The organism is Streptomyces sp. NPDC057565, from assembly GCF_042801455.1.
GTDB lineage: Bacteria > Actinomycetota > Actinomycetes > Streptomycetales > Streptomycetaceae > Streptomyces > Streptomyces yanii.
The window spans coordinates 60,747-79,828 of the sequence record NZ_JBHVFU010000021.1; the positions used below are offsets into that span (position 1 = coordinate 60,747).

A 19,082-nucleotide genomic window follows, 5' to 3' on the forward strand; every position below is an offset into this window, starting at 1 on the left:
CACCCGACTTTAAGTTCCTCAAATCCCCGAATAGCCATGGATTCCGTTGTGTGACAACGAATGGAGCGCAACGGTCATCGTCCGGTCACATGCGCCGCTCGGACCCGTCACGGACCGCTGTGAGCATCCTGTGCAGCCCCGCCGAGCCGAGTGGAGGGGCGGGACCAGGGGAGGGCCACGGACATGTCAGCGCTGCTCGCGACCGGTGACCGCAGAGGTGAACAGGAGATGCGGATACGCAGCCTCACCGCCGCCGAGCACCGGGCCGGTGTGACCGCGCGGCCCGGGGCGAGCTTTCTGCAGTATCCGTCCTGGGCCGGAGTGAAGGACCAGTGGACATCGGAAATGCTCGGATGGCACGGCGCCGACGGCGAATTGGCCGGCAGCGCTCTGGTCCTCTACCGACAATTCCCGGGCACCCGTAAATACTTTGCCTATCTGCCGGAAGGCCCGGTGGCCGACTGGGCCGATCCGGAGATCGACCGCTGGCTGCGGCCGTTGGCGGCGTATCTGCGGAAGGCGGGCGCCTTCGCCGTACGGATGGGGCCGTCACCGGCGTACCGCCGCTGGGACGCCGCCCGGCTCAAGGCGGCCACCGGGCCCGGCCGGAAGGTCCGCGACGTACTGGCGACGGAGGTGGATCCGCTCGGCACCGCGGTCGCCGACCGGCTCCGGGCGCGCGGCTGGCGTCGGTGCGGCGGGGACGGCGACGCGGGCAACGACGCCGACGCGCAGCCGCGCTACGTCTTCCAGGTGCCGCTCGCCGGACGCACCCCTGATGAGCTGTGGGCGGGACTCAACCAGGAGTGGCGCCGCAACGTCCGCAAGGCCGAGAAGTCCGGTGTCCGGATCGTCGTCGGCGGCGCGGCGGAACTGCCCGAGTTCCACCGGCTGCTGCGGATCACCGAGGAGCGGGACGGCTTCCGGCTCGGTCGCTCCCTCGCGTACTACCAGCGGCAGTACGCCGTGCTCAACGCCGAACAGCCCGGCCGGATGCAGCTCTATCTCGCCGTCCACGAGGGCGAGATCCTCGCCGCGCACACCATGATCAGCGCCGGGCGGCAGGTCTGGTACCAGACGGGCGCGTCCGCCGACCACCGGCGTGAGGTCCGCCCCAGCAACGCCCTCCAGTGGCGGATGATGCTCGATGCGCACGCCCTCGGCGCCGAGCTGTACGACATGCGCGGGGTACCCTCCACCCTTGACCCCGACGACCGCTCCTTCGGACTGCTGCGCTGGAAGCTCGGCACCGGCGGGCAGGTCGTCGAGACCCTCGGGGAGTGGGAGACATCGGTGGGCGGAGCCGCCAACAACACGCTGTACAGGGCGTTCCAGGCGTATCTGGCCCGCCGGTGACCGCCGCACAGACGACCGGGGCGGTCGCGCAGGAGGCGCCGGAGGGACGGCAGCCGGGATCGGTGCTGCGCAGTGGCGCCGTCATGGCTGCCGGCTCGGTCGTCTCGCGGGCGACCGGGTTCATACGCTCGGCGGTCGTCGTCGCCGCCCTCGGTACCGGACTCACGGCCGACGGCTACACGGTCGCCAACACCGTCCCCAACATCCTCTACATGCTCCTGATCGGCGGAGCCCTCAATGCCGTGTTCGTCCCGGAGCTGGTGCGGGCCGCCAGGGAACACAGCGACGGCGGCGCCGCGTACACCGACCGGCTGCTCACCGTCTGCACGGTCGGCCTCGTCGCCCTCACCGCGCTCGCGGTCGCCGGCGCCCCACTGATCGTCGGCACCTACACGGACTACTCCGGGGAGCAGGCGGAGCTCACGATCGCGCTGGCCCGCTACTGCCTGCCGCAGATCCTCTTCTACGGGCTCTTCACCCTCCTCGGTCAAGTACTCAACTCCCGGAACCGCTTCGGCGCGATGATGTGGACCCCTGTCCTCAACAACGTGGTCATCATCGCGGTGTTCGGGCTCTATCTGGCAGTCGTGGCAGGCTCCGACGGGGAGTTGACCGCCGCCCATGCACGGCTGCTCGGCTGGGGGACGACCGCCGGGATCGTCGTGCAGACGCTGGCCCTGGTGCCCGCGCTGCGGGCCGCGAAGTTCCGCTGGCGGCCCCGGTTCGACTGGCGGGGGAGCGGTCTGACGCGCCCGCTGCGGTCGGCCGGATGGCTCGTCATGCTGGTCCTGGCGAACCAGGGCGCCTACTGGGTGGTGACCCGGCTCTCCACCATCACCGGACAACACGCTGTCGAGCAAGGGGTGGTGGGCGGCGCGGGCTACACCGCGTACAGCTACGCCTTTCAGCTGTGGGTGGTGCCGCAGGGCATCGTGACCGTCTCGCTCGTCACGGCGCTGATGCCGCGGATGAGCCGGGCGGCGGCCGACGGCGACCTCGCGGGGGTGCGCCGCGATGTCTCGTACGCGCTGCGGACCACGGCCGCGGTGGTGGTGCCCGCGGCGGGTGTCTTCTTCGCGCTGGCGCCGTGGGTGATGGGGGCCGTGTTCGGATACGGCCGTACCGGCGGCGCCGACATCGCGGTGATGGCGGGGATGATGATGGCGTTCGCGCCGGGGCTCATCGCGTACTCCGGGCAGTACGTGCTGTCCCGTGGGTTCTACGCGATGAGCGACACCCGTACGCCGTTCTTCCTGAACCTGGTGATCGCGGCGCTCAACGCCGGGCTGTCGGCGCTCGCCTATCTGATGCTGCCCGCGCGGTGGGCGGTGACGGGGATGGCGGGGGCGTACTCGGTGGCACTCTTCGCGGGGTTCGCGGTCACGGGCTGTGTGCTGCATCGCAGGGTGTCTCAAGGAGCCGGGGGAGCGCGGTCGGTGCTGTGGCGCTCGGCCGGACTGTGGGCGCATGCACGGCTGGTGGTGGCATGTGTGCCGGCGGGGGCGCTGGCGTACGGGGTGGCCCGCACGTGCGACGGGTTCGGGGACTTCGCGGCCGTGGGGGCGGGTACGGCAGTGCTGCTGGGGGTGGTGGGGCTGTTGGCCCGGCCGCTGCGGTTGAGCGAGGTCAGCGCGATGTTGGGTGCGGGGCGTGCGCGGATACGGGGGGTCGGGGGCCGGTGAGAGCGTGGCGCTCGCGTCCGGCTGCCGCCCCGTTCCCCACGGCCGGAGGGGCTTGATGTGCGGGACAGGTTCGATCGTGATCGTGGGGATACTGGTGCCATGCCGCGTGTGCTTCTGATCGAGGACGACGCCTCCGTACGGGAAGGGGTCGAGCTCGGGCTGCGCCGGCGCGGGCATGAACTCCGGGCCGTGGAGAGCGGGGAGGCGGGACTCGGTGCGCTGGTGGAGTTCCGTCCTGATCTCGTCCTGCTGGATCTGATGCTGCCCGGTATGAACGGCGTCCAGGTCTGCCGTCGCATAAGGGAGTCCAGCCAGCTGCCGATCATCATGCTCACGGCACGCGGCGACGACTTCGACGTGGTCGTCGGGCTGGAGGCCGGGGCGGACGACTACATCGTCAAACCCGCCCGTACCGAGGTGATCGAGGCCAGGATCCGGGCCGTGCTGCGGCGGCTCGCCGAGCCGGTCGGGCGCAGCGGCATCGAGTTCCACGGCGAACTGGCCGTCGACCGCGCCGGGCTGTCCGTCGCCAAGGCGGGGGAGCGCCTCCTGCTCGCCCCGTCCGAACTCAAGCTGCTGCTGTACCTGTCGGCCTCGCCCGAGCAGGTCTTCAGCAGGCAGCAACTCCTCGAATACGTGTGGGAGCACAGCTACCACGGCGACGCGAGGCTCGTCGACGCCTGTGTGCGACGGCTGCGGCAGAAGATCGAGGACGTGGCGGGCAGCCCCCGCTACATCCAGACCGTCCGTGGCTTCGGCTACCGATTCGGGCCGCTCGAATGAGGCTTTTCGCCGCCCGGTTCGGCCTGCGTATCCGCCTCATATCCGCCTTCCTGCTGGTCGCGGCGATCAGCGCGGTCACCACCGCGACCCTGACCTACCGCGAGGCGCGGTCCGCGATCCTTCAGCAGGCGCAGGACACGGCGGTCGCCCAGTTCCGGGACCGGATCACCGCACAGGCGGTGTCCCTGCCGGTCGACGCGACCCGGCTCCGGACGATGTGCCAGACCCTCGCCCGCGAGGGCAAGCCGCACACCTGGATCGTCTTCGCCGAATACGCGGACCTGAAGGTCTCCTCCTCGGACCGGCCCGTCTCCAACGTGATCACACCCGAACTGCGCGATGCGGCCCGGAACACCGCGCACGCCTCGTTCCAGCGGGTCGTCAAGGACGGCAAACCCTGGCTGACGATCGGGATGCCCGTGATGTTCGACCGGGGCGAGGGGCGTCAGCCCACCGGGCTCGTCCTCTACGCCGTGATGCCGCTCCTCCCGGAGGAGGCCAACGTCAGTGCCATGGTCACCGCGGCCCGCGATGGCGCGCTGCCCGCCCTCCTCATCGCGCTGGTGCCCGCACTGCTCGCCGCCCGCAGTGTGCTGCGCCCGGTGCGTGATCTGCGGCGGGCCGCCGCCGGTATCGGTCGAGGCGAGCTCGACACCCGCATCGAGGTGAAGGGATCGGACGAACTCGCCGATCTGGCATGGACGTTCAATGAGTCGTCCACCAAGCTCCAGCAGTCCGTGGAGGAGCTCCGGCAGGCGGAGGAACGGGCCAGACGCTTCGCCTCCGACGTCTCGCACGAGATGCGCACCCCACTCGCCGGGATGCTCGCCGTCACCGAGGTCCTGGACGAGGACGCCGCGCACCTGAACGCCGACACCGCGGCAGCCGTGCGGCTGATCAGCGCGGAGACCGGGAAGCTGGCCACCCTGGTCGAGGACCTGATGGAGATCTCCCGCTTCGACGCGAAGGCCGCGGACCTCCATCCCGACGAGGTCGATGTCGCCGAGACGATCCGCAAGACCTTGCAGAGCAGACGGTGGGAGGACCGGGTGGTCACCGAACTCCCGGAAGGCGTGAGGGCGGTGCTGGACCCACGCCGTTTCGATGTGATCGTCGCCAACCTGGTCGGCAACGCGCTGCGGCACGGCGCCGAGCCCGTCTCCCTACGGCTGTGGACCGAGCGGCGGGACGGGAGGGACCGTCTGGTGACGGAGGTCGCGGACAGCGGTCCCGGGATCGACGCAGCCGTGCTGCCGCACATCTTCGACCGGTTCTACAAGGCCGACGCGGCACGAACCCGGTCGGCGGGCAGCGGACTCGGTCTGGCGATCACGCAGGAGAACGTACGGCTGCACGGCGGTACGGTCCGCGCCGTCAACGTCCCGTCCGGCGGTGCGGTGTTCACCGTCGAACTGCCACGGGAGGGGGTGTGAGGCGGCTGCGCGCCCTGGTCGCGCTGACGGCGTTCGCGCTGCCGGTGACCGGGTGCGGCATCCGGGCCTCGGAGGTGGTCGAGGTCGGTGACCCGGCGACCGTGGACGTGGCGGCGGGGAGCCAGGAGGGCACACTGCTGTACTTCGTCTCCTCGTCCTCCCCGGGCACGCTGCTGCCCGTCGTACGGCAGATCGACATGCCGAGGGAGGCCGCGTCCTCGGGTACGGGGGACTCGGGTACGGGGGATCTGAAGGGCTCGTCGGGCAAGGCGCTCGTCCTGCTCTTCGAGGGCCCCTCCAGAACGGAGCGAGATGCCGGTATGTCCACGGAACTCCCCCGGAGCCATCTCGGGTTGAGCATGGCCGCGAGTCGGAGCGGGGTGCTGGTCCGGCTGGAAGGGCCTGTCACCGGGCTTTCCGGACTCGCTCAGCAGCAGCTGATCTGCACGGCAGTCCACTCCGGCGTGCCCGATCCGGGTGCGGCGGTGACGCTGTCCGGCACCGATGGCTCCGTCGGGCCCGCCCACTGCACCGTCTGACCGCTCCCGGATGGACTCCGGACGAGATCGTCCGGCCGGGTGCGACACGGCCGGGGCCGCAGTGCCGTCCGGGCGCTCGAAGCCGATCCCGCTGATCAGGGCGTTGTCCCGGCGCGGTGGGCCGGTGACCTTCGACGGCGGGTTCCACCAGGTGTCGGTGCTGGCATCCGCCCCGTGGCGGGCCGCACCGGTGTGGACCGGCCCGGTCGGGCCGACGTCGCAGCGGATCAGCTCGCCGCGCGGTGCGAGGTCCGCGGCGCGGGTGCGGGCGTCTGCGCCGCCCGTGTCACGTCCGCGACCAGTTCCACCACATCGGGCCCGTACGCCCGTGAGTTGACCACCTTCAGCAGCAGGCAGAACGTGTTGGTGCCGTGCTTGCGCGACAGCTTCTCGTAATTGCGGGCCAGGTAGCGTGACGCGGCCTGATTGGTGATCGCCTGCTGTCCGCAGAACAGGAATACCGGACGGGCGTCCTGACCGGCCGTCAGTCGAGCGAGCACGACGTACTCGGCGACACCCTTCTCGACCCGGTAGCGCTCCGAGCCGATCTGGAAGGCGCCGCGGTCCGGACCCGGTTCCGGATCCGTGTTCACCTTCACGCCCGGCAGCAGCGAATGCAGATGGGCGGCCATCCGGCGGTTGGAGACCGGACCGCCGACGCAGAACTCGGTGCGCTCGCCGAAGCCCTGCTGGGTGACGTCGTGCGAGAGGATCTGCGCGTGCGCCGAGCAATCCTTGATCAGTGCGGAGAGTTCGAGCAGGGCGAAGACGTCGTGGCGGTGGACGGCGCCGTCACCGCCCGCGTCGCGGTTGACGACCAGCAGGCACTCGGAGTTCCCGGGCAGTCCGAAGAAGGCCTGCTTGCGGCGGAGCTTGCGGCGCCAGAGGTAGGTTCGGGCGATCCAGCCGAGGGCGGCGCTGATGCCGGCGGCTATCACGCCGAGCACGAGGTTGCGTACGTCGTCAGTCATGGGCGGGCATGTTATCGGTGATTCGGACCCATGTTCACTGCGGTCCTGACGAGACGTAGGAGGCGGAGTTACCCTGCGCGGACGATCCTTCACTGGAGGTGCGCATGCGACGTTCAGTCGCGCGGAATGTGTCGTTCTTGGGTGTTCTCGCCGCTGTCGTCTCGGTCGGGGCGGCCGCACCGTCCTCGTCCGCATCGTCGATATCGCCGCCCCCCAAGTCGCCCGTCGCCGTGGGTTACGGCGGCGCCGTATCCAGCGTGGACGCGGACGCCACGGCCGCCGGGATCGAGGTGCTCCGCAACGGCGGCAACGCCGTGGACGCCGCCGTGGCGACCGCGGCCGCTCTCGGCGTGACGGAGCCCTACTCGGCGGGCCTGGGCGGGGGCGGCTACTTCGTCTACTACAACGCCAAGAAGCACACCGTGGAGACCATCGACGGCCGCGAGACCGCGCCGCGCAGCGCGGACTCCTCCCTCTTCCTGGAGGACGGCAAGCCCCTCGCCTTCGCGGACGCCGTCACCAGTGGTCTGGGCGTCGGCACGCCCGGCACCCCGGCCACCTGGGCCACCGCGCTCGACGCCTGGGGCAGCAAGCCATTGAGCGGTCTGCTGAAGCCGGCCGAGCGGCTCGCCAGGGACGGCTTCGTCGTCGACTCCACATTCCGTTCGCAGACCGAGGGGAACCAGGCCCGGTTCGCCGACTTCCCGGACACCGCGAAGCTCTTCCTGCCGGGCGGCCAACTGCCCGTGGTCGGCTCCGTCTTCAAGAACCCCGACCTTGCGCGTACGTACGAGAAGGTGGGCCGCGACGGCATCGACGAGCTGTACCGCGGCGATCTGGCCGACGACGTCGTCCGGACCGTCCGCAAACCGCCCGTCGACCCGAAGGCGAGCCGGGTCGTGCGCCCCGGTGATCTCACGGCGAAGGACCTGCGCTCCTACCGTGCCCTGCGGCAGGCCCCGACGAAGGTCGGCTACCGGGGGCTCGACGTGTACGGCATGGCGCCGTCCTCGTCCGGGGGTACGAGCGTGGGCGAGGCGCTCAACATCCTTGAGAACACCGACCTTTCGCGGGCGAGCGAGGCCCAGTATCTGCACCGCTACATCGAGGCGAGCCGGATCGCGTTCGCGGACCGAGGACGGTGGGTCGGCGACCCGGCGTTCGAGGACGTGCCGACGCGCGGACTGCTGAGTCAGCGGTTCGCCGACTCGAGGGAGTGCCTGATCAAGGACGACGCGGTGCTGACCAGCCCCCTCGCCCCCGGCGACCCGCGCCATCCGGCCGACTGTGCGAACCGTGGAACGGCCGCCCCGACGACCTACGAGGGGGAGAACACCACGCATCTGACGGCCGCCGACAAGTGGGGGAACGTCGTCGCGTACACCCTGACCATCGAGCAGACCGGCGGCAGTGCCATCACGGTTCCGGGGCGTGGCTATCTGCTCAACAACGAGCTGACGGACTTCTCGTTCGCGCCCGCCAACCCGGCGGTGCACGACCCGAACCTGCCGGGCCCGGGCAAGCGGCCGCGGTCGTCGATCTCGCCGACGATCGTGCTGAAGCACGGGCAGCCGGTACTGGCCCTGGGCTCGCCGGGCGGCGCGACGATCATCACCACGGTGCTGCAGTCGCTCATCGGCACGGTCGACCGCGGTCTTCCGCTCGTCGATGCGATCGCGGCGCCACGCGCCAGTCAGCGCAACTCGCCGACGACCGAGCTCGAACCCGCGCTGTGGAACAGTCCGCTGCGGCCGGAACTGGAGTCGCTCGGCCATGCCTTCAAGCTGAACCCGGAGATCGGGGCGGCCACCGGTGTGCAGCGGCTGCCGGACGGACGGTGGGTCGCGGCGGCGGAGAAGGTGCGGCGGGGCGGCGGATCCGCGATGGTCGTGACGCCGAGCGACTGAATGTGACCTCCCGTCAATAAGGCGATATGCGGGGCTGGTTCGTGGTCGGCAGGCGGCCATGGGCCGGCCCCGTGGCCGTGACGGAGACATGGGTCCGGGTGGTTCAGAGGGCGGTGAGGACGCGGGGCCCCGCGTCCGTGATCGCTACCGTGTGCTCGGTGTGCGCGGCCCGGCTGCCGTCGGAGGTGCGCAGCGTCCAGCCGTCCCGGTCCGGATGGAACGCGTCATGCCCGCTACCGATCAGCATCGGCTCGATCGCCAGCACCATTCCGTGCCGCAACGGAATGCCACGGCCCGGTCGCCCCTCGTTGGGGACGGCCGGGTCCTCGTGCATGGAGCGGCCCACGCCGTGGCCGCCGAACCCTTCGGGAATGCCGTATCCGGCGGTCCGGCAGACCGTTCCGATCGCGTGCGCGATGTCCCCGATCCGGTTGCCGACGACCGCCGCCGCGATCCCCGCGTCCAGTGCGGCGAACGCCGTGTCGATCAGCCGGGTGTCCGCGGGCCGGGCGCGGCCGACCGTGAAGCTGACGGCCGAGTCGCCGACCCAGCCGTCGAGCGTCGCGCCCGCGTCGATGCTCACCAGATCGCCGTCGCGCAGCCGCTGGTCGGTCGGGATGCCGTGGACGATCGCGTCATTGACGGACGTGCAGATCACCGCGGGGAAGGGGGCGGGTGCGAAGTGTGGCCGGTAGTTCAGGAACGGCGAACCGGCGCCCGCGTCGCGCAGTACGTCGCGCGCCACCTCGTCGAGTTCGCGCAGCGACACACCGACCGCCGCCGTTTTCCGTACGGCTGTCAGGAGCTGGGCCACGACCCGCCCGGCCTCGCGCATCGCCTCTATGGATGTATCCGTCTTGAGCTGCACCATGCCAATTACTATACCGGTCGGAGCGGTATGAGAATAACGGCGGTATGAGAATAACGCGCGCACTAGAATGACTGGCATGGTACGAACGCCTCTCACCCCGGAAGAGCGCCTTCGCGGCGAACGGCTCGGCAGCCTGCTCCGCGAGGCGCGCGGCGCGCGCAGCATGGTCGAGATCGCCGCGAGCGCCGGAATCTCCGCCGAGACGCTGCGCAAGATCGAGACCGGTCGCGCCCCGACCCCCGCGTTCTTCACCGTCGCGGCGCTGGCCGGCGCACTCGGCCTCTCCATGGACGATCTGCTGATCCGCTGCGCCGAGGAACCTGACACGGCCGTCCCGCTGGCCGGGTAGCGCCGGGTAGCGCCTGGAGGCCCCGGGCGGCGCGGATCCGCGTGGGCGCTGCTCGGTCGGCGACCGCCGGCTGAATGCGGTGGTGGCGGCCCGGTGCGTCGATCTCGTCGAGCGGCGCGATCGTCGGGTCCGGCGCCGGCCCGCTCCCTCTGCTCGGCCCGGACTGCGCATGGACCCGGGAGCGTCTTCCGGAGCCGGTGAGCGCGCACGAGGCATACGCGCCCCGTTGGCAGGACGCGTAGGGTCACGCCCGTGACTCCTCAGACACTCCAGGACTTCGATCGCAGCGAGTACGTCAGCCTGACCACGTACCGGAAGGACGGCACGCCCGTCGCCACGCCCGTGTGGGCGGCGGCCGACGGTGAGGAGCTGTTCATCTGGACCCGGAGCGACTCGTGGAAGGTCAAAAGGATCCGGAACAACAGCCGGGTCACGGTGACCGTCTGCGACGTGCGCGGCCGGATCGCCGACGGTGCGCCGAGCGCCGAGGGCACGGCGCGACTGCTCGACGAGGCGGGGACGCGTGTCGTACGCGGTGTGCTGGCCCGCAAGTACACCTGGAAGTTCTGGCTGGTCGACTGGCCTGCCATGGTCGTACGCCTCGGTAAGCGGCCGCACACCGGGATCGCCGTCACCTTCTGAACGGCGGATGCGGGGGCGTGCGCGCTTCCGGCCGTGCGCCGACCGCACCCCAGTGGAAAAGCGGACGTAGCCGTCCCGTAACACGCCTGCGGTCGAATGCCTGCGGACTGGAACGCTCCAGTCGACGGTCGGTGAGGGCGACGATGACGGAACATCAACGTGCTGAGGAAGTAACCGAGTTCGCGACGTATCTGCGGAGTCTCACGGCTCTGCTCGACCCCGGGCGCGGTTGGTACGGGGTGTTCGGCCGGCGCGACCCCGAGGGCATGCGGGCCTGCCTCGCCGGGACGGAGATCCCGCCGTGGGACGTGGTGGAGTCGCTGCTCCAGGACCTGGCCGCAGAACGCGGCAAGGGGTTCGCGGAACGTGAGTCGGTACGCGCCGCCGCCCTGTACTCCGCATCGGCCGCCGCCCACGACCGGCGGCCGGGCGGACGGCAGGCACTCGTGGACCGGCTGGAGCTGATGCTCAAGGAGCAGGCTTACGCGGCCCAGCGGTTGCGCGCGGCCGGGCCGCGCGGCACACCGGCACCGGACCAACAGGTGCTGGCATGGGCCCAGGACGACCACGCGCGCGCCTCTGCCCGCTGCACGGAGCTGCGAAAGCGGCTGGCGGCCGTGACGGTGCCGCAGGGCTGGTTCCGGGCGGAGGGGTCGCGAGGGGCGGCGGAGCGACCCGAGTCGCCCCGTGTGCCCGGACCCCGCAGCGCCCCCGATTCCGCCCCCGCCCCCGCTTCCCGGGATCAGCAGCTTCCGTCGCCTGCCCCCGCTCCGCCGCCCGCCCGCAAACGTAAGAAACCGCGCGGCGCCCGCTTCGCCGGACTGGACGTGGACGACGGCACCGGCCTCGACGCCCCGATGACCGCACCTGTCCTGCCCGTCCCGCCGGTTACCGCCGCCGGGCCGCGCGGCGCGCGCTTCGGCGGCGCACCGACCGGGGAGCACGTCGATGCCCGCGCCCGTAAGTCGCCCCGGGCCGCCCCCGACCCGGCCGCGCGCCGCGCCGCCGCCGAGGCCGTCGAGACGCTTGTCCGGCTGCGTACCGAGGGCCGCGGCGGCGAGGCCCATGTCGTCCTCTGCGAAGCGGCGGGCTGGCCCGCGGACCGGCTGCCGTTGCTTGCCGACGAGCTGCATCGGTCGGGTCTTGCGGCCGACTGGGCAACTCTGCTCTGGGAGGTCGCCTCGCTTCCTCCCGTCGAACTCGCCGCCGCTGCGGGCGCGCTGGCCGCTGCGGGGCGCACCGACGACTGCGGGCAACTGCTGCGCCAAGGGGTGGCTCGGCCCGCGGCGGAGATCGCCGACGCGGTGCTGGCCCTGGACCGGGCGGGTCTCGAACCGGAGGCGCAGGCGCTGATGGGCGCCTTTGTCCGCGTGCACACCCCGGAGGACGCGGCCCGGATCGCGGAGGGCGATCCCCGTCAGCTCGTACCGCAACTGCTCGCCGCGGCACGTGCGGTGTCCCCGGACCGGGAGTGGGACCTGGTGCACGCACTGCGGGTCGCGGGCATCGCGGGCACTCCCGGCTGACCCGCGGAAAGCTCGCACGATCACCGGTCCGGCCATGGCCCGCGGCGCATCGAGGAGGCGCCGGCGGAGACCGAGGCGGCGGCGGGCAGGGCGCCGGCCATGAACGCCGCTGCGGCGAGCTCCGGGGGCACGGTGCGGAGCCCGGTCCACGAGCCGATCATCCGTACCTGCTCCGTGCCGGACGGGGTCTTCGGCGTGGCATCTGCTCTCCCCTGGGGAAGGAAGAGAGAGTGTGAACCGCACGGGTGCGAAACATGATCGACTCGGCCGGTTCACGGCAATGGTCTTGCCCCACCGTGTGGCGGGGCTTACGTTCTCCTCCTGTGCACCGAATCTACGTGCGTAGAAAACGCGTAGAGGCTCTCTGACGCCGCGTCGAAGGAGCAGCTCATGTCCCACGTCGTACGCGCCGCACTCGTCCAGGCGACCTGGACCGGCGACACCGAATCCATGATCGCCAAGCATGAGGAACATGCTCGCGAGGCCGCCCGGCAGGGGGCGAAGATCATCGGCTTCCAGGAGGTGTTCAACGCCCCCTACTTCTGCCAGGTGCAGGAGCCCGAGCACTACCGCTGGGCCGAGGCCGTCCCGGACGGGCCGACCGTCCGGCGGATGCAGGAGCTCGCCCGCGAGACCGGCATGGTGATCGTCGTGCCGGTCTTCGAGATCGAGCAGTCCGGCTTCTACTTCAACACCGCCGCGGTGATCGACGCCGACGGCTCGTACCTCGGCAAGTACCGCAAGCATCACATCCCGCAGGTCAAGGGGTTCTGGGAGAAGTACTACTTCAAGCCCGGGAACGCCGGCTGGCCGGTCTTCGACACCGCCGTCGGCAAGGTCGGCGTCTATATCTGCTACGACCGTCACTTCCCCGAGGGCTGGCGTCAACTCGGACTCAACGGAGCCCAGTTGGTGTACAACCCGTCCGCGACCTCGCGCGGCCTCTCCAGCTACCTCTGGCAGCTGGAACAGCCCGCGTCCGCCGTGGCCAACGAGTACTTCGTCGCCGCGATCAACCGCGTCGGCCAGGAGGAGTACGGCGACAACGACTTCTACGGCACCAGTTACTTCGTCGACCCGCGCGGCCAGTTCGTCGGGGAGGTGGCCAGCGACAAGGAGGAGGAACTCCTCGTCCGGGACCTCGACTTCGGCCTCATCGAGGAAGTGCGCCAGCAGTGGGCGTTCTACCGGGACCGCCGCCCCGACGCGTACGAGGGACTGGTGGAGCCGTGAGCAGTCTCCACCACCGCCACCTCGCCGTCAGCCCCGAATGGCTCGCGCTCTACTACCGGCATCCGCTGGAGATCACCCACGGTGAGGGCCGCTATGTCTGGGACGCGGACGGCAAGCGCTACCTCGACTTCTTCGGCGGCATCCTCACCACGATGACCGCTCACGCGCTGCCCGAAGTGACGAAGGCGGTCACCGAGCAGGCCGGGCGGATCATCCATACCTCGACGCTGTATCTCAACCGGCCGATGGTCGAACTCGCCGAGCGCATCGCCACGCTCTCCGGCATCCCCGACGCCCGGGTCTTCTTCACCACCTCGGGCACCGAGGCCAACGACACGGCGCTGCTGCTCGCCACCACGTACCGCAGGTCCAACCAGATCCTGGCGATGCGCAACAGCTACCACGGCAGGTCGTTCTCGGCCGTCGCCATCACCGGCAACAGGGCCTGGTCGCCGACGAGTCTGTCCCCGCTGCAGACGCTGTACGTCCACGGCGGGGTCCGGACCCGGGGCCCGTACGCGGAACTCAGCGACGCACAGTTCATCAAGGCGTGCGTGGCCGACCTGGAGGACCTGCTCGGGCACACCCGTGACGCCGCCGCGCTGATCGCCGAACCCATCCAGGGTGTCGGCGGGTTCACCTCCCCGCCCGACGGCCTGTTCGCGGCGTTCCGCGAAGTGCTGAGCCGGCACGGCATCCTGTGGATCTCCGACGAGGTGCAGACCGGCTGGGGCCGGACCGGCGAACACTTCTGGGGCTGGCAGGCGCACGACCGGAACGGCCCGCCTGACATCCTCACCTTCGCCAAGGGCATCGGCAACGGCATGTCGATCGGCGGCGTCGTGGCCCGCGCCGACGTCATGAACTGCCTGGACGCCAACTCCATTTCGACGTTCGGCGGCTCGCCGGTCACCATGGCGGCAGGCCTCGCCAACCTCTCGTACCTCCTCGACCACGACCTCCAGCGCAACGCGCGACGCGTCGGCGGACTGCTCATCGAGCGGCTGCGGGCGATCGTCGCGGGCTCGGAGTGCGTGCGGGAGGTGCGCGGCCGGGGACTGATGATCGGCATCGAGCTGGTGAAACCCGGCACCGACGACGCCAACCCGGAGGCGGCAACCGCTGTACTCGAAGCGGCACGCGAGGGCGGGCTGCTCGTCGGCAAGGGGGGCGGACACAACACCAGCGTGCTCCGGATCGCCCCGCCGCTGTCGCTGACCATCGCCGAGGCGGAGGAGGGCGCGGAGATCCTGGCGGAGGCTCTTCGATCGGTGGAATGAGCAGCGGCGCATGAGAAGCGGCGAATGAGCGACAGGGGTGTGGGTGGCGGCCGGTGCGCGGCTGTGTAGCGTGGCCGCCACCCGCGCCGCAGCGTCGCCGTGACACCCTCGTGTCGCCGTCACGCCACGTGCCGCCATCGCCCCCGTGTCCGCTCAGGAGCACCGTCATGCCCGAGAACACCCGCCCTCTCCCGTCCACCGCCAGGCCCGGCGCATCGGCGACCGACGCCGACGCCGTCTGGGCCGTCCTCACCGGAATGTACGAGGCGTACGAGGCCGGCGACCGGACGAGGATCGACCGGGCGCTCGACCCCGAGGCGACCGTCTGGGACTCCGCCGCCGACCCGCTCCTGCTCGGCAAGCCCGACCTCGACCGGATCCGTGACGCCCGCCCGGAAGCCGGTGCGGGACCGGTGGAGACCGGCCTCACCGCGTACGACCGCACCGTCGACGTCTTCGGAGACATCGCCGTCCTGCGCTTCTGGCTGCGCGTCGACTTCGAACCCGCCGCGGACGGTGGCCCGAACCGTCCCGAACTCATCCGGAACACCGTGATCCTGCACCGGGCCGGGGAAAGCTGGCGGATCGTCCACCTCCACGAGGACGTGCGACAGCCGGGCCCAGCCGGCTGATTCAGCAGGAACCCGGCGCTGCGCACAGTCGGGCTTCGTGCGCCGTGCGCAGCGCACAGCCGTCCGCCGCACCCCGTCGATAACGTCACGCCATTCCCTTGAGAAAGCCGGGAGGCGGCATGACTTACCGGGTGGCCATGGACATCGGCGGCACATTCACCGATGTCGTCGCGTACGACGAGACGCGCGGCACCTTCGACGCGGCGAAGACCCCCACCACGCCGGGAGACCTCGCCGAGGGCGTCTTCTCCTCGCTGGGCCGGGCGGTCGACGACCCCGCCGACATCTCCTTCTTCGTCCACGGCACCACCCAGGGCCTCAACGCCCTGCTGGAGCGGAAGGGCGCCCGCGTCCTGCTGCTCGCCTCGGCCGGGCTGCGCGACGTCTACCAGATCGCCCGCGGCAATCGGGACCGCATGTTCGACCTGCACTACCGCAAGCCCGTGCCGCTCGTGGACCGGTACGCCACCGTCGAGGCGGGCGGCCGATTCGACTCGCGCGGCACCGAGCTGGTCCCGCTCGACGAGGACGCCGTGCGGGCCGCGGCCCGCCGCGCCCGCGACGAGAGCTTCGACGCCGTCGCCGTCGCGCTGCTCTTCTCCTACGTCAACCCGGCCCACGAGGTGCGGGCCGGCGAGATCCTCGCCGAGGAGCTCGGCGACGACGTGATGATCGTGCTCTCCCACCGGGTGGCGCGCGAATGGCGGGAGTACGAACGCACCTCGTCCGCCGTACTGGAGGCGTACACAGGTCCGGTCGTGCGCCGCTACCTCGGCCGGATCGAGGACCGCTTCGCCGCACACGGGCTGACCGCTCCCGTCCAGGTCATGCAGTCCTCCGGCGGCGTCGTCAACGCCTCCTTCGCCCGCCGCCACCCCCTCCAGACCCTGTTGTCCGGACCGGTCGGCGGCACCATGGGCGGGGTCGCGGCGTCCGCGCTGCTGGGACGGCCGAACGCGATCTGCGTCGACATGGGCGGCACCTCGTTCGATGTGTCGCTCGTACTCGGCGGGCGGCCCAATGTCTCCAACGAGGGCGCAGCCGACGGCTTCCCCGTCCTCATGCCGCTCGTCGACCTGCACACCATCGGTGCGGGCGGTGGCTCCCTCGCCTACGCCGAGGCGGGCGGACTGCGCGTCGGCCCCGAATCGGCGGGCGCGGTACCGGGCCCCGCCTGTTACGGGCGTGGCGGCACCCAGGCAACCGTCACCGATGCCAACGCCGTCCTCGGCCGCGTCGATCCCGACTGGTTCGCCGGCGGGCACATGACCCTGGACACCGGAGCGGCCCACCGCGCCGTCGCGGAACTCGCCGGCACCCTCGGTCTCGATCCCATCGAGCTGGCCGGCGGCATCTGCGACGTGGCCAACGCCAAGATGGCCCAGGCGATCCGTACCCTCACCGTCGAGCACGGCCTGGAACCCCGCGAGTTCGTGCTTCTCGCCTTCGGCGGCGCCGGACCCATGCACGCGGTGGAGATCGCCCGCGAACTCGGCATCGAGGAGGTCGTCGTCCCGCGCTTTCCCGGCGCGTTCTCCGCGTGGGGCATGCTCGGAACCGAGGTCCGCCGCGACCTCACGCTCCAGTTCTTCACCCCGGGCGCCGACCTCGACGGCGCGGCCATGGCGGACGCCCTCGCCGGACTGCAGGCCGAAGGCTTCGAAGCCCTCGCCGAGCAGGGCGTACCGGAGGCCCGGCACCGTATCGAGCATGCCGTCGACATGCGGTACGAAGGCCAGGACTACACCCTGACCGTGCCGCTCTCCGGCCCCGCCGAGCCGGCCGCCGGAGGCTTCCTCGCCTCGGTCGCCGAACGCTTCGCCCGGCTTCACGAACGCCGTTACGGCCATGCGACTCCCGAGGCGCCCGTCGAGTTCGTCACCTTGCGTACCACCGCGCTCGGCGGACTCCCCGAACTCGCCGCCGTCCCGTACGCGGCAGCAGCCGGCGAAGCCCCCGAGGCCCCCGTCAAGCCGGTCGTCTTCGGCGGCGCCGCGCACGACACCCCGGTGCTGCGCCGCGAGCACCTCGCCCCCGGGCAGCACATCCCCGGCCCCGCCGTCATCGTCGAGGCCACCTCCACCACCGTCGTCCCGCCGGACGCCACGGTCACCGTGGACGACAACGGATTCCTCGTCATCAAGCTCGGAGGCGTCGCATGACCAGTACGGCCCAGGTCGCCGTCGACCCGATCACCCCGGTCGCCGTCGATCCCGTCACCACGGAGATCATCCGCTGCGCGCTGCTCCAGGCCGCGGAGGACATGAACACCACGCTGATCCGCTCCTCCTACACCCCGACCATCTACGAGGCCAAGGACTGCGCCGTCGCGCTCCTGGACCGCGACCACCATGTCCTCGGCCAGTCCTCCGGCCTGCCGATCTTCCTGGGCAACCTGGAGGAGTGCACCCGGGCCACGGAGCAGATGTACGGCGCCGGGATCTGGCGGCCCGGCGACGTCTGGGTGCTCAACGACTCGTACATCGGCGGCACGCACCTCAACGACGTCACCGTCTACGCCCCGATCTTCGTCGACGCCGAACTCGTCGGCTTCGCCGCCTCCCGCGCGCACTGGATCGACATGGGATCCAAGGACCCCGGTGGCTCCATGGATTCCACGACGATCCATCAGGAGGGCCTGCGCATGGGCCCGTTGAAGATCTATGAGAACGGCGAACCCTGCGAACTGGTCCATGATCTGATCTCACGTCAGGTCCGCTTCCCGTACCCCACCCTCGGCGACATGCGTGCCCAGGTGGCCTGTGCCCGCACCGGTGCACGACGGCTGGCGGAGATCGTGGGACGGTGGGGCCTGGAGACCGTGCTCGCAGCCCGTGACGCGATCTTCGCCCAGACCGAGCGGCTGGAGCGCCAGGAGATCTCCGCGATCCCCGACGGTGTGTACGAGGCCACGGGGCATCTCGACAACGACGGCATCGACCTCGGCACACCCCTGCATGTCACCGTCCGTGTCACCATCGACGGCGACCGCATGACGATGGACGTCACCGACTGCGCCGACCAGGCCACCGGACCCGTCAACTGCGGTGCCGCGCAGACCGTCGCAGCCTGCCGGGTCGGCTACAAGCTGCTCGTGAGCGGTGAAGTCCCGCTCAACGGCGGCTCGTTCAGGCCGCTCGATGTGCTCACCCGGCCCGGCACCATGCTCGCCGCCGTCGAACCGGCCGCCTGCCAGTACTACTACTCGCACCTCGGTCTGGTCATCGACCTGGTCGTCCAGGCACTCGCCCCGGCCGTCCCGGACCGCGCCGCCGCGGCAAGCTACGGCGACTCGATGATCGTCCAGTTCACCGGCACCGACCCGCGCAGCGGAAAGCTCTTCGTCTCCCAGGAGGCGACGGTCGGCGGCTGGGGTGCCTGGGAGACGTCCGACGGCGAGTCCTGCCTGATCAACAACGTCAACGGCTCGCTGCGCGACATGCCGGTCGAGGTGCTGGAGACCCTCTTCCCGGTGCGCGTCGAGGAGTACGCGATACGCCCCGACTCCGCCGGTGCGGGCCGCACGCGCGGGGGCAACGGCGTGGTGCGCCAGTACCGGTTCGCCGCCGACCAGCAGCTCTCCCTGTGGTGGGAGCGCTCGGTCACCCCGGCCTGGGGCGTCTTCGGTGGCGCGGCGGGTGCGGCCCCGCGGGTGACACTCAACCCGGGGCGTGACGGCGAGCGTTCACTGCTGAAGATCAATGCGCTGACCGTGCGCGAGGGCGATGTGCTGCGCTGCGAGAGCGGGGGAGGCGGCGGGTTCGGCCCGGCGGGGGAGCGGGCGGCCGAGGCGGTGGCCGAGGACGTGCGGCAGGGCCTGCTGACCGCGGCGCATGCGGCGGCCCTCTACGGAGCCTGACCGGCGGACCGGCCCCGCA

At 71.0% G+C, this 19,082-nt stretch carries 17 protein-coding genes; 14 read left to right on the forward strand and 3 right to left on the reverse strand.

Annotation, left to right across the window (positions count from 1 at the left end):
* The first annotated feature begins 183 nt into the window (after nucleotides 1–183).
* The 5 genes from ACFU8W_RS29665 to ACFU8W_RS29685 all read left to right on the forward strand — a co-directional run bounded on the left by ACFU8W_RS29665 (nucleotide 184) and on the right by ACFU8W_RS29685 (nucleotide 5,793).
* The gene (locus ACFU8W_RS29665) at nucleotides 184–1,356 is read left to right on the forward strand and encodes a lipid II:glycine glycyltransferase FemX (RefSeq protein WP_384043444.1); all 1,173 of its coding nucleotides are present in this window, start codon (nucleotides 184–186) and stop codon (nucleotides 1,354–1,356) included.
* Entirely contained in the window at nucleotides 1,353–3,038 is a 1,686-nt protein-coding gene (gene murJ / locus ACFU8W_RS29670; RefSeq protein WP_384043447.1) for a murein biosynthesis integral membrane protein MurJ, read from the forward strand. The genes ACFU8W_RS29665 and murJ overlap by 4 nt, the downstream gene beginning before the upstream one ends.
* A gap of 99 nt (nucleotides 3,039–3,137) precedes the next feature.
* Nucleotides 3,138–3,821 carry a response regulator gene (locus ACFU8W_RS29675; protein ID WP_384043450.1) on the forward strand — a complete coding sequence of 228 codons (684 nt, stop codon included), beginning with the start codon at nucleotides 3,138–3,140 and terminating at the stop codon, nucleotides 3,819–3,821.
* Entirely contained in the window at nucleotides 3,818–5,254 is a 1,437-nt protein-coding gene (locus tag ACFU8W_RS29680) for an ATP-binding protein (protein ID WP_384043453.1), read from the forward strand. The genes ACFU8W_RS29675 and ACFU8W_RS29680 overlap by 4 nt, the downstream gene beginning before the upstream one ends.
* Nucleotides 5,251–5,793: a hypothetical protein gene (locus ACFU8W_RS29685; protein WP_384043456.1), complete on the forward strand. Its 543-nt coding sequence runs from the start codon at nucleotides 5,251–5,253 to the stop codon at nucleotides 5,791–5,793. The genes ACFU8W_RS29680 and ACFU8W_RS29685 overlap by 4 nt, the downstream gene beginning before the upstream one ends.
* Before the next feature lie 227 nt (nucleotides 5,794–6,020).
* Here ACFU8W_RS29685 and ACFU8W_RS29690 read toward each other — a convergent pair whose 3' ends face one another.
* Entirely contained in the window at nucleotides 6,021–6,764 is a 744-nt protein-coding gene (locus ACFU8W_RS29690) for a hypothetical protein (RefSeq protein WP_384043459.1), read from the reverse strand.
* Between the two features lie 104 nt (nucleotides 6,765–6,868).
* Between ACFU8W_RS29690 and ggt the strand changes: the two genes are divergently transcribed.
* Nucleotides 6,869–8,671 carry a gamma-glutamyltransferase gene (gene ggt, locus ACFU8W_RS29695; protein ID WP_384043463.1) on the forward strand — a complete coding sequence of 601 codons (1,803 nt, stop codon included), beginning with the start codon at nucleotides 6,869–6,871 and terminating at the stop codon, nucleotides 8,669–8,671.
* Nucleotides 8,672–8,774: 103 nt separating this feature from the next.
* On the opposite strand, the gene map is transcribed toward ggt, so the two are convergent.
* Nucleotides 8,775–9,542 carry a type I methionyl aminopeptidase gene (gene map / locus ACFU8W_RS29700; RefSeq protein WP_384043466.1) on the reverse strand — a complete coding sequence of 256 codons (768 nt, stop codon included), beginning with the start codon at nucleotides 9,540–9,542 and terminating at the stop codon, nucleotides 8,775–8,777.
* A 76-nt stretch (nucleotides 9,543–9,618) separates the two neighbouring features.
* Between map and ACFU8W_RS29705 the strand changes: the two genes are divergently transcribed.
* The 3 genes from ACFU8W_RS29705 (at nucleotide 9,619) to ACFU8W_RS29715 (ending at nucleotide 12,059) form a co-directional block, all read left to right on the forward strand.
* The gene (locus ACFU8W_RS29705) at nucleotides 9,619–9,891 is read left to right on the forward strand and encodes a helix-turn-helix domain-containing protein (protein ID WP_384043469.1); all 273 of its coding nucleotides are present in this window, start codon (nucleotides 9,619–9,621) and stop codon (nucleotides 9,889–9,891) included.
* Nucleotides 9,892–10,143: 252 nt separating this feature from the next.
* The gene (locus tag ACFU8W_RS29710; protein ID WP_345511381.1) at nucleotides 10,144–10,533 is read left to right on the forward strand and encodes a PPOX class F420-dependent oxidoreductase; all 390 of its coding nucleotides are present in this window, start codon (nucleotides 10,144–10,146) and stop codon (nucleotides 10,531–10,533) included.
* Nucleotides 10,534–10,676: 143 nt separating this feature from the next.
* Nucleotides 10,677–12,059, forward strand: coding sequence for a hypothetical protein (locus ACFU8W_RS29715; RefSeq protein ID WP_384043472.1), 1,383 nt, complete (start codon nucleotides 10,677–10,679; stop codon nucleotides 12,057–12,059).
* A gap of 20 nt (nucleotides 12,060–12,079) precedes the next feature.
* Here the strand turns inward: ACFU8W_RS29715 and ACFU8W_RS29720 are convergent, their stop codons facing one another.
* Nucleotides 12,080–12,220, reverse strand: coding sequence for a hypothetical protein (locus ACFU8W_RS29720; protein WP_384043475.1), 141 nt, complete (start codon nucleotides 12,218–12,220; stop codon nucleotides 12,080–12,082).
* A gap of 229 nt (nucleotides 12,221–12,449) precedes the next feature.
* On the opposite strand from ACFU8W_RS29720, the gene ACFU8W_RS29725 reads away from it, so the two are divergent.
* The 5 genes from ACFU8W_RS29725 (at nucleotide 12,450) to ACFU8W_RS29745 (ending at nucleotide 19,063) form a co-directional block, all read left to right on the forward strand.
* Nucleotides 12,450–13,292 carry a nitrilase-related carbon-nitrogen hydrolase gene (locus tag ACFU8W_RS29725; protein WP_266979781.1) on the forward strand — a complete coding sequence of 281 codons (843 nt, stop codon included), beginning with the start codon at nucleotides 12,450–12,452 and terminating at the stop codon, nucleotides 13,290–13,292.
* On the forward strand, nucleotides 13,289–14,572 hold the full coding sequence (locus ACFU8W_RS29730) for an aspartate aminotransferase family protein (protein WP_384043479.1): 1,284 nt from the start codon (nucleotides 13,289–13,291) through the stop codon (nucleotides 14,570–14,572). Before ACFU8W_RS29725 ends, ACFU8W_RS29730 begins: the two co-directional genes overlap by 4 nt.
* 167 nt (nucleotides 14,573–14,739) lie before the next feature.
* Nucleotides 14,740–15,204 (forward strand): nuclear transport factor 2 family protein, encoded by a 465-nt coding sequence (locus ACFU8W_RS29735; protein WP_384043482.1) that lies wholly within the window; start codon nucleotides 14,740–14,742, stop codon nucleotides 15,202–15,204.
* 119 nt (nucleotides 15,205–15,323) lie between these two features.
* Entirely contained in the window at nucleotides 15,324–17,366 is a 2,043-nt protein-coding gene (locus ACFU8W_RS29740) for a hydantoinase/oxoprolinase family protein (protein WP_384043485.1), read from the forward strand.
* Nucleotides 17,363–19,063, forward strand: coding sequence for a hydantoinase B/oxoprolinase family protein (locus tag ACFU8W_RS29745; RefSeq protein ID WP_384043488.1), 1,701 nt, complete (start codon nucleotides 17,363–17,365; stop codon nucleotides 19,061–19,063). The genes ACFU8W_RS29740 and ACFU8W_RS29745 overlap by 4 nt, the downstream gene beginning before the upstream one ends.
* Nucleotides 19,064–19,082 lie beyond the last annotated feature (19 nt).

Excerpts from the sequence above, each read along its gene's own strand:
- ACFU8W_RS29665 (WP_384043444.1), top strand. The coding sequence starts at position 184 with ATGTCAGCGCTGCTCGCGACCGGTGACCGCAGAGGTGAACAGGAGATG.
- ACFU8W_RS29675 (WP_384043450.1), top strand. The coding sequence starts at position 3,138 with ATGCCGCGTGTGCTTCTGATCGAGGACGACGCCTCCGTACGGGAAGGG.
- ACFU8W_RS29680 (WP_384043453.1), top strand. The coding sequence starts at position 3,818 with ATGAGGCTTTTCGCCGCCCGGTTCGGCCTGCGTATCCGCCTCATATCC.
- ACFU8W_RS29690 (WP_384043459.1), bottom strand. The coding sequence starts at position 6,764 with ATGACTGACGACGTACGCAACCTCGTGCTCGGCGTGATAGCCGCCGGC.
- ggt (WP_384043463.1), top strand. The coding sequence starts at position 6,869 with ATGCGACGTTCAGTCGCGCGGAATGTGTCGTTCTTGGGTGTTCTCGCC.
- map (WP_384043466.1), bottom strand. The coding sequence starts at position 9,542 with ATGGTGCAGCTCAAGACGGATACATCCATAGAGGCGATGCGCGAGGCC.
- ACFU8W_RS29705 (WP_384043469.1), top strand. The coding sequence starts at position 9,619 with ATGGTACGAACGCCTCTCACCCCGGAAGAGCGCCTTCGCGGCGAACGG.
- ACFU8W_RS29715 (WP_384043472.1), top strand. The coding sequence starts at position 10,677 with ATGACGGAACATCAACGTGCTGAGGAAGTAACCGAGTTCGCGACGTAT.
- ACFU8W_RS29720 (WP_384043475.1), bottom strand. The coding sequence starts at position 12,220 with ATGATCGGCTCGTGGACCGGGCTCCGCACCGTGCCCCCGGAGCTCGCC.
- ACFU8W_RS29725 (WP_266979781.1), top strand. The coding sequence starts at position 12,450 with ATGTCCCACGTCGTACGCGCCGCACTCGTCCAGGCGACCTGGACCGGC.
- ACFU8W_RS29735 (WP_384043482.1), top strand. The coding sequence starts at position 14,740 with ATGCCCGAGAACACCCGCCCTCTCCCGTCCACCGCCAGGCCCGGCGCA.
- ACFU8W_RS29740 (WP_384043485.1), top strand. The coding sequence starts at position 15,324 with ATGACTTACCGGGTGGCCATGGACATCGGCGGCACATTCACCGATGTC.
- ACFU8W_RS29745 (WP_384043488.1), top strand. The coding sequence starts at position 17,363 with ATGACCAGTACGGCCCAGGTCGCCGTCGACCCGATCACCCCGGTCGCC.